Annotated in this window: 10 protein-coding genes; 4 read left to right on the top strand and 6 right to left on the bottom strand. The window is 47.7% G+C overall.

Features of this window, described 5'->3' with window-relative positions; translation table 11 throughout:
* Positions 1-73: 73 nt before the first annotated feature.
* From D3H65_RS31790 to D3H65_RS31800, 3 genes are all read right to left on the bottom strand, one after another.
* A complete protein-coding gene (locus tag D3H65_RS31790; protein WP_119054170.1) occupies positions 74-1,702 on the bottom strand; it encodes an amidohydrolase in 1,629 nt (542 codons plus the stop codon).
* A 6-nt stretch (positions 1,703-1,708) separates the two neighbouring features.
* Positions 1,709-3,355, bottom strand: coding sequence for an amidase (locus tag D3H65_RS31795; protein WP_119054171.1), 1,647 nt, complete (start codon positions 3,353-3,355; stop codon positions 1,709-1,711).
* A 114-nt stretch (positions 3,356-3,469) separates the two neighbouring features.
* Positions 3,470-6,535, bottom strand: a complete 3,066-nt coding sequence (locus tag D3H65_RS31800; protein ID WP_119054172.1) for a zinc-dependent metalloprotease — start codon at positions 6,533-6,535, stop codon at positions 3,470-3,472.
* Between the two features lie 401 nt (positions 6,536-6,936).
* Between D3H65_RS31800 and D3H65_RS31805 the strand changes: the two genes are divergently transcribed.
* Complete coding sequence (locus D3H65_RS31805) at positions 6,937-7,146, top strand: hypothetical protein (RefSeq protein WP_211345580.1); 210 nt, start codon at positions 6,937-6,939, stop codon at positions 7,144-7,146.
* The gene (locus D3H65_RS33465; protein WP_262707695.1) at positions 7,143-7,265 is read left to right on the top strand and encodes a hypothetical protein; all 123 of its coding nucleotides are present in this window, start codon (positions 7,143-7,145) and stop codon (positions 7,263-7,265) included. Before D3H65_RS31805 ends, D3H65_RS33465 begins: the two co-directional genes overlap by 4 nt.
* On the opposite strand, the gene D3H65_RS31810 is transcribed toward D3H65_RS33465, so the two are convergent.
* Together D3H65_RS31810 and D3H65_RS31815 are read right to left on the bottom strand one after the other, a co-directional pair.
* Positions 7,249-8,364, bottom strand: a complete 1,116-nt coding sequence (locus D3H65_RS31810; RefSeq protein ID WP_119054173.1) for a carboxylate-amine ligase — start codon at positions 8,362-8,364, stop codon at positions 7,249-7,251. The genes D3H65_RS33465 and D3H65_RS31810 overlap by 17 nt on opposite strands.
* 78 nt (positions 8,365-8,442) lie before the next feature.
* Positions 8,443-9,396 carry an ATP-grasp domain-containing protein gene (locus D3H65_RS31815; protein ID WP_119054174.1) on the bottom strand — a complete coding sequence of 318 codons (954 nt, stop codon included), beginning with the start codon at positions 9,394-9,396 and terminating at the stop codon, positions 8,443-8,445.
* A 119-nt stretch (positions 9,397-9,515) separates the two neighbouring features.
* Between D3H65_RS31815 and D3H65_RS31820 the strand changes: the two genes are divergently transcribed.
* The gene (locus D3H65_RS31820; protein WP_119054175.1) at positions 9,516-10,343 is read left to right on the top strand and encodes an alpha/beta hydrolase; all 828 of its coding nucleotides are present in this window, start codon (positions 9,516-9,518) and stop codon (positions 10,341-10,343) included.
* 73 nt (positions 10,344-10,416) lie between these two features.
* On the opposite strand, the gene D3H65_RS31825 is transcribed toward D3H65_RS31820, so the two are convergent.
* A complete protein-coding gene (locus D3H65_RS31825) occupies positions 10,417-13,701 on the bottom strand; it encodes a TonB-dependent receptor (RefSeq protein ID WP_119054176.1) in 3,285 nt (1,094 codons plus the stop codon).
* A gap of 586 nt (positions 13,702-14,287) precedes the next feature.
* Here D3H65_RS31825 and D3H65_RS31830 point away from each other — a divergent pair.
* A complete protein-coding gene (locus D3H65_RS31830) occupies positions 14,288-15,490 on the top strand; it encodes a bifunctional 3,4-dihydroxy-2-butanone-4-phosphate synthase/GTP cyclohydrolase II (protein WP_119054177.1) in 1,203 nt (400 codons plus the stop codon).
* Positions 15,491-15,529: the final 39 nt, after the last annotated feature.

Below are 15,529 nucleotides of genomic sequence, written 5' to 3' on the forward strand. Positions count from 1 at the left end.
ACGGAATACGAAAGTTCGAAGTCTGAGGTCTGACTTCAGACTTCTGACCTCTGAACTCTGACCTCCTGTTTCGCTATCTCTCAAATACTTTTTCTCCCTGTATCCAGGTGGATAATACCTGTACTTGTAATAATTCAGTGTCCGGCGCCTTGAGCAGGTCCCTGTCGAGAATAACAAAGTCGGCCATCTTGCCTGCTTCCAGGCTTCCTTTTTCTTTCTCTTCAAAGTTAGACCGGGCTGCCCAGATCGTCATACCGCGCAAAGCATCCTGGCGGCTCAGGGCATTTTCCATCTGGTAGCCGCCGGCGGGCCAGCCTTTGGCATCCTTGCGTACAACAGCCGCATAAAATGTTTTAAAGGGGGAAATATCTTCTACCGGGAAATCAGTGCCCAGGGGTATCCAGCCATTTTGCTTCAACAGGTCATTGAAAGCATAGGCTCCTTTCACCCGCTGTGGTCCCAGGCGGTCACCGGCCCAATACATATCACTGGTAGCATGAGTAGGTTGTACGGAAGGGATGATGTTGTATTGACCAAAGAGGTTAAAATCATGTTCGTTGATCACCTGTGCATGTTCAATACGCCAGCGCAGGTCATTTTTACCAGTCAGGTATTTCCCATAGATATTCAGGATGGTACGGTTGGCCGAATCTCCGATGGCATGTGTGCACATCTGGAAATCTTTTTTGAACAGCACGCTGGCTACTGAATCAAAATGAGCCTGGTTGCTCAATAGAAAGCCTTTCCAGTCGGGCCGGTCGGTATAGGGTTCCAACAGGCAGGCGCCTCTTGATCCCAATGCGCCATCGGCATATACTTTGAAAGCGCGAACGTTCAGCCTGTCGGTCTTTATTTTTCCTTTAGAGAAGATAAAGTCATAATTCTTCTGCGCATCACTCAACATGGCGTAGACACGTATCTTAAGATCTCCGGAACGATGCAGGCTGTCAATAAATGTGATCTCTTCGTGGTCCAGGCCACAATCGTCCACCGTGGTTAGCCCCAGTGCAAAACAGTTGGCCTGTGCCTGTAATACCCCTTTCTTAATTTGATCAGTAGTTGGTGAAGGAACTTTTATCCTCACCAGGTCAATAGCATTATCGATCAATATGCCCGTCAGCTTTCCCTTTTTTACCTCTACCGTGCCACCGGTAAGTGTGGTGCCTGGCTTTACACCTGCAAGGTCCAGGGCCCGCTGGTTGGCGATGGCGCCATGTCCGTCTATACGACCCAGTATCACGGGCCTGTCAGGAAATAATTGATTGAGCTTTTCATTGGTGGGAAACTCTTTTACCACCCAGTCATTTTGATCCCAGCCACGGCCAGTGATCCAACCCTGGGGATTTTCAGCGGCAAAGGCCTCTACCTTTTTGATCACCTCTTCCCAACTGGTCGTTCCTACCAGGTCGGCCGATTGTAATCCTGTTCCATACCGGAAAAAATGGGCATGCGCATCGATCAGTCCCGGGTAGATGAACTTGCCTTGCGCGTCTCTTTTATCTTTTGCCTCGTATTGCGCCAGCAGGTCGGCCGATTTGCCGGTGGCAATGATCTTACCCTCTTTCACTACCAGTGCTTCTGCAGCAGAGAAGGCCGAATCTACGGTGTAGATCGTGGCATTGTATACAATCAGGTCTGCCTGCTTTTTACTGTTACAGGCTATTAATGAGGATAGCAGCAGGATACAATAGATCGTTCTCATGTTGGGTTACTGTTTGAATTTTTCAGGATGTACTTTATGAAAGTTGGTGGCCTCCTGGTAGGCTTTCGCTACTGCCAGTATGGTGGCCTCCTCATACAAATTGCCCAGCAGCGTAATACTGGCAGGCAGTCCGTTTTGATTGAAACCTACCGGGAATACCACTACCGGGTGACCTGTAAGATTGGTCATCGCCAGTTGATTGCCGCTGAAGGTGGGCACAATAATAACATCGTATTGCCGGGTAAAGGCATTCAGGTTTTCAATGAGGGTAGACCGGTGCCGGTTGGCATTGATGTATTCAACAGCCGGAATGAAACGTGAACCCCGAAAACTGTTGGGCCAGAAATTCTTGTCCTGCCGCCGGATGAGGTCATCCTGGTTGCTGCGGGTAAGTTCATCAAAAGCAGCCGCCGATTCTGAACTGATCACCACATCCATGATGTTAAACGGATAGATCGCCGAATCGGGGAAGTTGACTTCTTTGATGGTGGCGCCCGCCTTGCGCAAGGTTTCCAGTACGCCCCATTGTGGTGCAGCCGCCGGCAGGTTCTTGAAATAATTGCCGGCATAGGCAATGCGCAGTTTCCGGAAATCAGCTTTACCCGTATAATTAAAGGCGCGTGTAATGGCGCTCGCATCTTTGCCATCGGTTCCTTTGAGGTAATAGAATACAACGGCTGCATCGGCGGCACTGCGGCAAATAGGACCGGCCTTATCGAGGCTCCAGCTCAGTACCATGGCGCCGCTGCGGCTTACTGATCCAAAAGTAGGACGCAGGCCTGTAGCCCCGCAGGTATGGGAAGGCGATACGATAGACCCCCAGGTTTCGGTACCAATGGCAAAAGGCAGCAGGCCGGCCACGGTAGCGGAAGCGGAGCCTGCTGATGAACCACTGGAGCCCAGTTGAAGGTTCCAGGGATTGCGCGTGCGTCCGCCAAACCATAGGTCGGCATAGGCCAGTTCACCCAGGGTAAGCTTGGCGCAAAGTACGGCCCCGGCTTTTTTTAGCTGGGTATATACAAAAGCATCTTCATCGATCACCTGGTCTTTATAGGGCACAGATCCCCAGGTGGTCTTATATCCTTTCACAGCAAACAGGTCTTTTAGCCCATAGGGAATGCCGTGCAATGGTCCTTTGTATATTCCTTTTTTGGTCAATTCATCGGCTTCCCTGGCTTGTGCAAGGGCCAGTTCGGGCGTGAGGGTGATCACGCATTCCAGGGTATCGCCCCATTTCTTAAGGCGGTCAAGAAAGAACGTAGTGAGTGCTACCGAACTGATCTTTTTGTATTTGATGAGTGAAGCAAGATCCAGCAAGGAATAAAAGGCCAGCTCATTCCTGTCGGCCGGCAGTGTTACATTGGCCGGAATATTCCAGTTGATGGCTGTTTGTTTTACCGGGGCTACCATTCCATGGGGAGCCGGGTTGAAGGCAAAAGGATAGGCCAGGTCATTGGGAATGGACAGCTGGTGCATCTTACGGTAATGCTGCAGGTTGTCATTCAGGCCATCTGCCATCGAATCTTTTTCGGGTGCCGTAAAGGTGAGGTCGATGAGCCTGGCCGCCTGGGTGATGGCAGCTGTATCTATTTTTTCCTGCGCCTGTAGTGACCCAATGGCAAAAAGGGAGAGTGTCAAATAAAAATGCTTCATGTTGACAATGCGTTTTGGTGAGCAATACCCGCAGGCTTAAAGATATGTATAAAACAAATGAGTCGTCCGGGCACAAAACCCGGACGACTCATTTGATTGTTGATATATGCTTTTTTAGTAAGGTCTCTTGATAATGCGCTGTGTCTCCACCTTGGTGTCATAGATCATTCTGAGGGTATACACGCCATTGGCAAAGCGGCTGAGGTCTACCTTGATGCTATTGGCAGCATTGCCATTGTATGATTTTTGGTACACTACCTGTCCTGATGAACTGATCACCACCATGCCCTTCAGGTTAGTGGGTGGTATCAGGTGCCGTACCTCAAAGGCGCCGCTGAACGGATTGGGATAGATGAGGTACCCATCTGATTTCAGTTTGGCTGGCAGTATTACCGTAGAGATATTGATATTGTCCAGGTAGGTGTTGTTGCCTGCATTGCTGGTATTCTTGAATATCACCTGGAAGCTGCTCTTTCCATTCACGTACCGGGTAACATCAATGAATTCTTTTCTCCAGTAATTGCTGTTGGGCACAAAACCAATCGGGTCTGTCGTGTGGTCGTACTGCGGTGCAGTATTGGGATCACCTAGTGTTTGCAGTTCAATACCCCATTTCTTGTAAACCGTAGTATAAGTAAGACCACAATCTGAAGTGACCAGTACTTCCAGGGTATCCATCGGCAAAGCAGTGCTGCCGGGGAATACCGCGGTTGCATGGGCTACATCAAAACGAACATAGATGGAATCAACTGTTTCGAGTTTGATGATGGGAGAATACAGGTTATCTGTTTGTCCTGAAGTGCTGCGATAATTGCGTACCCAGGCAGAGGCGGTCTTTTCAGTTGAGCTAAGGGTATTTCTCTCCCATGTATATGCTGATCCGGAGGTGGACAGTCCCCATCCCTCGGGCGGGAAGGTACCTGATTCAAACCCTTGTACGATCGGTGCATTCACCGGTGTAAAGATGGTAAACCCTACCCGTAGTGTATCATTGGTTACATCCTGGTCGGGACCATTATTAGGCTCTGAAGTATACACAGTGAGCACGTGAGCGCCTGCAGGCAGGTTAGACAAAGTACCGAGAGCATAATCCACAGAGGTTCCTTTGGCAAGGTTGCCATTCCAGGTCACGGTGGTGACTGCATTGTTGTCAATACGGAAATTGATCTTTACCGTAGTGAGGTTGGCCTTCGCTTTGTTGGCGAGGGTGATGACCGGTTTAATGCTGAAATCATTACACTGGAAGGCGGGTACACCCTTTATGGCTGCAACAGCAGCATCCCTGGTAGCCTGAACAGCTGCTGTAACGCCAATATCATCAATGAAAATATTGTTGCCGTAGGCATTGATATTCCTGAACCGGAAGATCAGTTTCTGCCCGCTGCCGATGAAGGGTGTCAGATTTACTTTTTCTGTACGCCATAGCTTTGGATCATCTTCAGGATCAAATGCACCGGACTCCGTATCTTTTTGTGTTTCGAGGTCTGTACCTGTTTTTTTATAGACCAGGAACCAGGTTTGCCCGCCATCATTGGATGCCTGTACTTCCAGGCCATCCCAGGTATAACTGGGATCATCATACCGGGCATGTGCTACGCGGAAGCTGAGTACGGAGCTATCGAAAGCGCCGAAATCTATAGGAGGTGTAACCAGGTCCTCAAACTGCCCCACTTCATTGTAATCATAGTTGGGCGCTGCTACCGCACCTTCGGTAAAGAATCCATAACTATCACTCAGGTACCATGAGTTGCCGCCTGTTGGATTATTCACATACCACAGGTCATTGGCGGTAGTGAGCCGCGGTGGAAAGAAGGCGCCATTAAAGTTCTCTGTGAAAGGAGCCGTGAGGGAATTGGTGCGTATGTTGACCCTGGAGGTCAGGGTATCATTGCTCAGATAATTATCTGTACCACCATTGGGTGCAGAGGTATAAACGACTACTGTGTGATTGCCTCTTGCGCCGGAGATATTACCCAGGGTAAGGGTAGAGTCGCTCATTACAGCGAGCGACAGCGGAAAAGTAGTTGGTACAACAGCTCCACCATCAATTTGTACATTCAACGTCACGGATGTGAGTGGGGTAGTACCGTAATTGCGGATGGTAGCCTTAATGGGTGTATTGTTGAGAATGGGACTTCTGTTATCACATTTACCCATCGGCGTAATGCTTAGCAGGTAAGCGTCTGTAACAGGAGCCGGCGGTGTGGCGCCATCGGAGGTTTTTAAACTGGCGCGGTACATATCCATGGTAGCGACTACTCTTTCTTTCTGTCCGTTGGTGAAAAAGAACAGAGAGCGGTCATCAAAATAGTTCATGAAGTTCATGTACATCATACCGGATGGTGTACATCCGTCGGTATACAGGCCGCTCACATTCCCATACATGGTGTTGTCATCGGCTTTCTCCGGAGGGGTATCATCATTGGAAGCTGCGGGGGTGAGTGGCCATCCGGTCTGTATCCTGAAGTCGAGATCATTACAGGCTGCATTGTCTCCGAAGGTATGCCAGAGGTAAAGGTAGTGTCCTACTTCATGGGAAAGGGTGGCGCCTTCGTTGTACAAAGGAGAATAATAACCACGGCAGGGATTGGCGCCCAGGGTAGCCAGGTGGATGGCAACGCCCTGTGGTCCAATGGATGCTGAGTTGGTAAATGGAAAGGTAGCAATACCCAACAGGTTATCTGAAAATGTAGCACACCAGATATTGAGGTACTTGCTTACATCCCAGGGATCCAAACCGCCAAGGGCAGTACTCTTCAATTGATTGATGGTGGTTTGGGTAAAGGTCTTGGTAGTGACAAGCCGTTCAATACCATTCGTGCCTGTGCCTGCAGGCGTGCGCCTGGCCAATACAAACCGTACGGGTACATTACCGATGGCCGATAAGAAGGCAGGCGAGAAAACACCATTGGCTTTATAGTAATCGGCTTTGTGGCCGGCAAAATCATTGTTGAGGATCTCCAGTTGCTCATAGATATCCCGGTCGGGGATCACATTTAATACCGTGCTGGCGCCTACGAGGTGGAATACAACAGGGATAATAATTTCACCCGCCTGTATACGCTGGCCGCTTTGATCCTCTTTTCGCTGAAGATATGCCTGGTATTGTTGCTGGCCTTCTTCCTGCCATTTTCCTACAATGGAGGGATCTTCCTGTATGATCTTATTGAGGAGTTCCATGGTCCCGCACCGATGGTTTTGGTGGGGATCCGGAAGGCGTTTTTGTTTTTGTGCGGAAGCAAACAAGCTTATGCATACACATATACCTGCTGCAGCAGTACGTAGAGTAGATTTTCTCAAAGCAATAAAGTTTTGGTTCAAATAATAGTAGCGTGTCAAAAGTTACTTCCCTCAATTTACTGTTTTTTTAACATACTTTCCGGCCGGGTTTAATTTTTATTTCCCTGAATGCTGTTCCAGTCTGTATTTTACAGAACTTCAATAATTGATTAAATGCTTTCCTCATGTATAAATACTACGTGTACGGGTTATTGGTATGGTTTTTCATTGCCAGCGCCTGTTAAAATAAGCATACTACCCAAACACCCGGAGCCGACTATTTTAATACAGGCGATACAGGAATGCGGGTAGCAGGTATTAAGATGATACCGGTACGCACACCCGCCGGCACTTTTAAAGTATGGACCAAACGATTTGGCAATAATCCCGCTACGAAAGTATTGCTTTTGCATAGAGGACCGGCCATGACGCATGAATACATGGAATGTTTTGAAAGCTTCTTCCCACAGGAAAGCATTGAGTTCTATGAATATGATCAATTGAGTGGATGAGCACACAGGTGCAAAAAGGCAATTACCTCTATTGTCCCAATGGCAGCCACCTGTCTATGTGGGATGACCAGCAGGTGTTTATGAAAGGGGTGATTAAGTTTATTAAGTCAATCCGCTAAGAAACTGGCTTTGAATGTAATCCACTACACTGCTCAGGCTTTGTGTTTGTTCAAATACCTTTAACTGCCTGTCGGCGCCCGTTCCTTCTTCCATCATGCGGGCCACATAATTGACGGCATGGCGGCTGCCGAGCGGATCTACCACATCATCAATAAAGTCCAGCAGCTCATAGATGAGCACGCGGGCATTTACTTCCTCTTCCTTACCAAAGTCAATGAGGCGGCCATCAATACCATAGCGGCTGGCGCGCCATTTATTTTCATTGATCAGGGCCCGTGAGTATTGTATGAAGTTGAGGTTTTGATTGCGCAGCTTGTATATTTTGGCACAGATGCCCTGGAACAGGGCGGCAATGGCAATGGTTTCCGGCACGGTCATGGGTACATCACAGATGCGGAATTCCACGGTATTGAAAAAGGGGTGTACCCGCAGGTCCCACCAGATCTTTTTGGCATTGTCAATGCAATTGGTCTTTACCAGCAGCTTGATGTAATTGTCATAAGATTCTATGGAATCAAAGGTCTCCGGTATGCCTGTGCGGGGGAATTTGTCAAACACTTTGGTACGGAATGACTTGTACCCGGTATGCCGGCCCTCCCAAAATGGTGAATTGGTGCTGAGGGCATAAATATGTGGTAAAAAGTAACGGGTGGAATTGGCAATATGATTGGCCATTTCCCGGCTTTCCATACCTACATGCACATGCAACCCAAATATGAGGTTGCTGCGTGCCGCCTCCTGCAATTCATTGACGATCTCATTGTACCGGATATGGTCTGTGATCAGCTGGCTTTCCCAGTGGCTGAAGGGGTGGGTGCCGGCAGCGCCCATGCTGAAGCCGAATTGATGCGCAATGCCTGCAATGGTCTTACGCAGGGTGGCTACATCATGGAAGGCCTCATCCACATTCTGACAGATATCGGTGCCTACTTCCACTACGGCCTGGTGCATCTCGGCTTTTACCTTGTCCTTGATCACTTTCTGGCCTTCTGTTACGATTTTCTGTTCATGACTTTTCAGCTCACGGGTATTGGGATCCAATACCATGTACTCTTCCTCTATGCCCAGCGTAAATTGCTTATAATTTGTATTTGACATTAATTAATTTGATAGTTTGAAAATATGATAATTTGAAAATTGGCAAGCAGTGCTCAAATTTCAAACTAATTAAACCTGCTACACAAGTGGCAGTTTCGCAGCACTGTGTTTGATGTATTCTCCCCAGGTCAGGTTATCCCGTTTCGGTTCATGCGCCAATGCCCTTTCGATGGCGTAATTGGCGGATGTTTCCACCACCCAGTTGAAATTGTCTTCTCCCACGCTGGGCAGATCGGCATCCGGAGCAGGATTACAGAAATCAATAGCATAGGGAATGCCATCACGTATTGCCAGCTCTACGGTGTTGAAATCATAACCCAGGTATTGATTGATGCGCAAAACGATCTCCTCCATTTGTTGCAACCGTTCGGGGCTGGGATGGAAATTATGGGTATAGCGAAGGTGGTGCGGGTTCCGCGGTTCATACCCCATGATGCGCACATATTTGCCGCCGATGCAATAGCAACGGTAATATTCATCAAAGATGATCTCTTCCTGCAGCAGCATCACCAGTTGACCGGTCTCACCATGCTTGCGGTAAAAATCTTCCATATCATGCAGCTTGTATACATTCTTCCAACCGCCGCCGGCAAATGGTTTCATGTAAGCCGGAAATCCAACATAATTGAAAATACCTTCCCAGTCGAGCGGGTAGGTAAGATTGCTGAAGGATTGATCGGATGTATCGGTGGGCAGTTCGTAAGAAGGTAAGATGACCGTTTTGGGAACCGGTACGCCTATTTTGACGGCCAGGCAGTTGTTGAAGAATTTTTCGTCTGCACTCCACCAAAAGGGGTTGTTAATGACGGCTGTGCCGCAAATAGCTGCATTTTTCAGGAAAGCCCGGTAAAATGGAACGTCCTGTGAAATGCGGTCTACGATCACAGCATATTCATCCGCAGCGCCTTGTATCACTTTGTCTATCCGGACCGGCTCAGCTACCACCCCGTTCACCCCCTTGCTATTGATTCTTTCCACAAATGCCATGGGGAATGACCTTTCCTTGCCAAATAGAATACCTATCTTTTTCATGTGCGCTCATTTTTTATGTTGAATGAAGTGTGCGGAGAGTAGTAACCAAATTTATCAGAATGAAAGGGAAATACCAAATGTGAGTTAGGGGTGCCGAAATTCCCTAATTTTGCCGGAATATGCACACTGAGATCAGCACCGGCATCATCGTTGAGACCGTAGCATTGCCATCTGAATTCCTGGGACGAACTGTAACAGTGAATTTTTACCTGCCAACCAATATTTCCCGGCCCGAAGACATTAGTCTTCTGCTGGTAAATGACGGCCAGGACCTGGAAGCGATGGGATTTGATAAAATGATCAGCTACTTGTCAGAGACCAACCAGATTACCCCCCTTTTGGTAGCAGGTATTCATGCAGGAGACGACCGCCTCAATGAATACGGCATGCAGATAGGCCCCGATTTTAAAGACCGTGGTACCAGGGGAGCAGCTTACCAGCGTTTTGTTATAGAAGAGCTTTTGCCATTTATTTATGGTCATTATAAGATCACTTCTTTCAAAGAAAGGGCATTTGCCGGTTTTTCACTCGGTGGTCTGAGCGCGATGGATATCGTATGGAATCATCCCGAAGTATTTTCTAAAGTAGGTGTATTCTCCGGTTCCTTGTGGTGGCGTTCAAAAGACAAAGACGCCAAGGATTACAATGGCGATAAACACCGCATGATGCATCGCCAGGTGAGGGAAGGTAGCTACCATCCCGGACAAAAATTCTTCTTTCAATGCGGCCTGTTGGATGAAGCCGAAGACCGCAACAAAAATGGCGTAATCGATTCCATTGACGATACGATCGACCTGATGCGTGCCTTGTTGCAGCAGGGATACAAAGAAGGAAAAGATATGTACTACCTGCAATTGCCCAAAGGAAAGCACGATGTACCTACCTGGGCCAAAGCTTTACCCGTATTCCTGAAATGGGGATGGCGCGGCAAAGGAGAAGAACAATAGCACAAAATAGGATAAAATTAAAAGGGTCGGCTTCGTTTGAAGCCGACCCTTTTAATTTTATATAATCTTCAGATTAATTAAAGATATAACGCAGACCTAACTGTATACCCCATGTGCTGGTAGTAGAGTAGTTAGCCTGGTAGCCAGATTTAGGCAGATTATCTGCATCAAGTGTAAACGTAGGATTGTCCTTGTTGAAGTTAGAAGGCTTCCCAAGGATACCCATATCCTGGAAGGTACCCAAAGTATACTGGTAGCGATAACCCCACTGTGAATTGATCAGGTTAAGTGCATTGAGCAGGTCAACACTGAACTGAATAGTGTGTTTTCTTCCACCGGCTGTGAAATTGAAATCCTGCAATACCCGGATGTCAAGCGTGTGTGACCAGGGAAGCAAGGCTCCATATTTTTCAATATACTGACCTTTGTGCTTACGCAGGTATTTGTCGCTTTCAATGAAAGCAAAGAACGCATCGCTTTGTTCCTTGGCCGTATAGGTTCTTGGGTTAGTGGTACTGGGTTTGTATCCTTCCACAAATTTGATCTCAGAAGCATCTTTGGGTATGTACAACATGTCGTTGGACTGACCATCGTTGTTAATATCAGTACCATAGCGATAAGTATACCTTTCCTGCGGTTGCGCACTGTAGAACAGGCCAATGGTGGTAGCTGTTCTGCCACCCCAGTAATTGAAGCGTTTAGACGCGTTGGCTACAATACGGTGAGGAATGGCATAATTAGATGGTCCCTGGTCGGGTTTGTTTGGATTATAGATGATATTGTTGGTGTTGAAACCGCTGGCGCTTTGGTCTGAGCTACCGATGGCTACTTCTTCAGCCAATGTCCAGGTATAAGCTAAACCAGCTTCCCAGTTATTAGCGAAGGTTTTTTGTATCTGGCCTGTTAGCGAAAAGCTGTAGCCCTTGCTGGTATTATCCAATACGATCATTTGGTTGATATTGTCATTCAACCGGGTATTATAATAAGGTCTCTTGTCTGCACCCGCCAGGTTGCCGTTTTGTGCTCCCAGGTTGGCGTTCCGGAAAAAGGCATTATTTACCTGTTTGGTATAAATGGCTTCGAGGGTGAAGACATAATTACCGGCAAAACGTTTGTCAACAGCCAGGTTACTTCTCCATACCTGCGGCATTTTAAAGTCCTTATCTACCGCGCTATAAGAAGGACGTCCTGCCGGGATGCTGGTGCCTACCGGAGGTATATCGCCCTGTGCAGGGATATAGGTGTTCCGGTCAGGGTTGTAAAGGATGTCGGCGAGCTTCGGATTGGAGCTTGCAGCATTACTAGCGATGAATGCAGCCCGGATCACTCCATTATCACCTACCTGGTTTACCAGCCAGATGAAAGGAATACGGCCAGTGAATAAGCCGGTACCACCACGTACAATGATTGACTTATCGCCTTCTGGGTCATAGGTAAAACCTACACGGGGAGAGAACAAAGGTTTTTGGTCAGGCCATTTGCTTACGTCAAAATGTTCGTCATTGCCATCGGGATCTTTGAAGGTAATGCCTTCAAGGGCAGGATTACGATCAGGCTTATAAGGATAGAAAGGCAGATCCACCCGCAAACCATAGGTCAGCTTAAACTTGTTGGAAGGTGCCCATACATCCTGTGCATAGATACCCAATTGCGCAAACTTGGCTTCGGGTACTTTAATGCCAAGACGGTTAGTTGGATCATAAGCTACTGTAAACTGAACAGGGGCTTTTTTGTCCAGGAAGTCCTGCAAAGAAGCATAGCGATAGTATGAGGGACCAGCTCCACTGGTAAATGAATTGGCGAATTGCATGTAGTCATAACTAACACCACCTGTAACCGTATGCTGACCCAGGTTAATGGTTACGTTATTGGCAATGTTCAGGGCCTTATCGCTGATGCTGTTCTGATAAGAGAAAAGATCTGTACCAAATGAAGTATACACGTTGTCGGCATCACGCATGATATCAACAAAAGCGGCCGTACTGTTGGGGACACGCTTCAATTGGTTGTCGGTATAAGAAGCAATCAACTGGTTGGTTATCTTGGAGCTGAAATTAGAGTTCAGTTCCAATACACCCGATTTTACGATCACATTGTTCTTGAAGTTAGAACCGGAGAAATTCAAACCACCCGTACCGCGGCCACCACGACGGCTGTTGCTGTTGATACGGTTGATGGGACCACTGGTTGAGTTGATCTGGTCATCATCATTGGTTTCAGACTGCGTATAGCGGAGGGTTAAACGGTGCTTGGAAGTAATGTTCCAATCTATACGGCCCAGGAATTTCTTATTGTCCGTCTTGAAATCATACCCCTGGTAGATACCTGGATCATATTTATATTCGGTGAGCAGGAATTGCTTTAATTTATCCAGGTCGCTGGCCAGTACGCCGGTCACGTTGGGGCCTGCATCTGCCGCATCTTTCTTGGCTACAAAGGTTTGGCCGGGTTGTGTTCTGTCTTCCTGCTCATAGTTAACAAAGAAAAACAGTTTGTCCTTAATGATCGGACCACCAATGCTGGCGCCAAAGGTCTTATTTGAACGGTCGGCATTGGGTACAGTCTGGCCTTTTACTTTTTTACCGTTAAAATCCTGGTTACGGTAATAGCCATACACAGTTCCATACCAGTTATTGGTACCACGGCGGGTAACGGCATTGATACCACCACCTACGAAGCCCGACTGGCGTACATCGTAAGGTGCAATGTTCACCTGTATCTGGTCTACCGCATCAATGGAGATGGCAGAAGAGGCGCCGCCAGGCACCATACCATCACCGCTGCGGCCAAAGTTGTTGTTGAACAAAGAACCGTCAATGGTAATATTGTTATAACGATTATTCATACCGGCAAAGCTGTTGCCGTTGGCTTGTGGGGTAAGACGGGTGAGGTTGGTGAGGTTACGGGCCACGTTGGGCAGGTTCTGTACCAGCCTGTTGCTGATGTTGGTAGAAGCGCCGGTCTTGACGGTATTGCTTCTGCGGCCGGCACTGATGGTTACCGCCGTCAATTCCACACCTGCACCGGCCAGCGTGGCCTGCAGGTCAAACTTTTCGCCCAACGGAATATTAATGTCCCCTCTGGTAAAATCTGAATACCCTACATAAGAAACTTTTACGGAGTAAGGACCACCGGGAGGGATGTTGGCTACATCAAAGCGGCCGCCGGTTCTTGTTACCACGGTAAATACGGATCCCGTAGGTTCATGTTTAAGGGTCACAGTAGCTCCCACCAACGCATCTCCCTTATCGGTTTTGATAACGCCGGTGATACTACTGGTAGTGACCTGCGCCACCACGTTGATGGTGCTGACAACCGCCAGCAAAAAACACAAAATGATCTGTGTGGATCTTCTCATATATGCATGTTTAATTTCAGGGCGCAAAGAAACAATGATCTAATTCGCTTACTGATCCTGGTCACATTATCAAATGATTAACTTCTGGTCGCAATAGAGCAACACTCATTGTTTCTGGGTAAAATGGAACCTTATTGCCTATCATAGACAAACTAGCATCGGTGGAGAGTTTCAAGGGGATCCAGGTTACTTTTTCGATTGATGCGGCAAATGTAACAGAAATAAAAAGGAAATGTTAAAATTGGATACACAGGTTATTCACAGCGATTCCCAACCAGCGATCCCTACCCAAAAACCCTCAAACTCTATTGTACCGGCCTTTTGTAAAACTTCTATTACAGGGCAAAGACGGAAGGGAAAGTGCTGCATCTTCATACAGGGATAATATGGGTTGTGCGCTTCCTGTGCCGCAGCAACCTTTTCCTTATTTCCGGCGTTATACTAACTGGTTGCAACGCTTTCTGTAAGCTGTTCCGGGTTGCCAGATAAGAGTTGACTATTAATCAATTACTTATGATGGAATTGGGAGAAAGCAACACCTTGTAACTTGTACCTTAATTAGTAACTTTGCGTCAAATTTAGCTCCATGCTCGATACAATAGAAAGTGCGATAGAGGATATCAAAAACGGGAAGATGGTCATTGTGGTAGATGACGAGGACCGCGAAAATGAAGGTGATTTCATTACGGCCGCCCGCAATGTAACACCCGAGGTGATCAATTTCATGAGTAAGCACGGCCGGGGCCTTATCTGTACTCCTTTGCCGGAAGCCCGTTGTGAAGAATTACAGCTGGGACTGATGGTTAATAATAATACAGCCCTGCACGAAACAGCTTTTACCGTTTCTGTCGACCTGCTGGGCCATGGCTGCACTACCGGCATCTCCGCCCACGACCGGGCCAAAACGATACAGGCATTGATCGACCCGGCTACCAAACCGGAAGACCTGGGCCGCCCGGGGCATATCTTTCCCTTGCGTGCCAAAACAGGTGGGGTTTTACGCCGGGCCGGCCATACAGAAGCTACTGTAGACCTGGCTCAACTGGCTGGTTTTGAACCTGCTGGCGTATTGGTAGAGATCATGAATGAAGATGGTTCTATGGCGCGGCTGCCGGAACTGGAAGAAATAGCCAAAAAGTTTGACCTTAAGATCATTTCTATAAAAGACCTTATTGAATACCGTATCAAACGCGATAGCCTCATTGAAGAAATTGTACGCGTAGATATGCCCACGCAGTTCGGTCATTTCAAGCTGATCGCTTTCCGGGAAAAGAGCACGGATATGGAACACCTGGCCCTGATAAAAGGGGAGTGGAAACCAGATGAACCAGTACTGGTAAGGGTGCATTCTTCCTGTTTTACCGGCGATATCCTGGGTTCTATGCGCTGTGATTGTGGCGATCAGCTGCACACGGCCATGGAAATGGTGGAAAAAGAAGGCAAGGGTGTTATTGTATACATGAACCAGGAGGGCAGGGGCATTGGCCTTGTCAATAAACTGAAAGCATATAAACTCCAGGAAAATGGATACGATACGGTAGAAGCCAATCTCCATTTGGGTTTCCCGATGGACAAACGTGATTATGGTATCGGCGCACAAATACTGCGGGCATTGAATGTGACCAAATTGCGTCTCATGAGCAACAACCCCAAGAAAAGGGCGGGTCTCCTGGGCTATGGACTGGAGATCGTGGAAGCAGTGCCTATTGAGATATGCCCCAACCCACACAATGAAAAATACCTCACTACCAAGCGTGATAAGTTAGGTCACGAAATATTGAAAGGATAGAAAACAGCTTCGGACTGCTAGCTACGAGCTTCGAGCCCC

Source organism: Paraflavitalea soli (genome assembly GCF_003555545.1).
Taxonomy (GTDB): Bacteria; Bacteroidota; Bacteroidia; order Chitinophagales; family Chitinophagaceae; genus Paraflavitalea; species Paraflavitalea soli.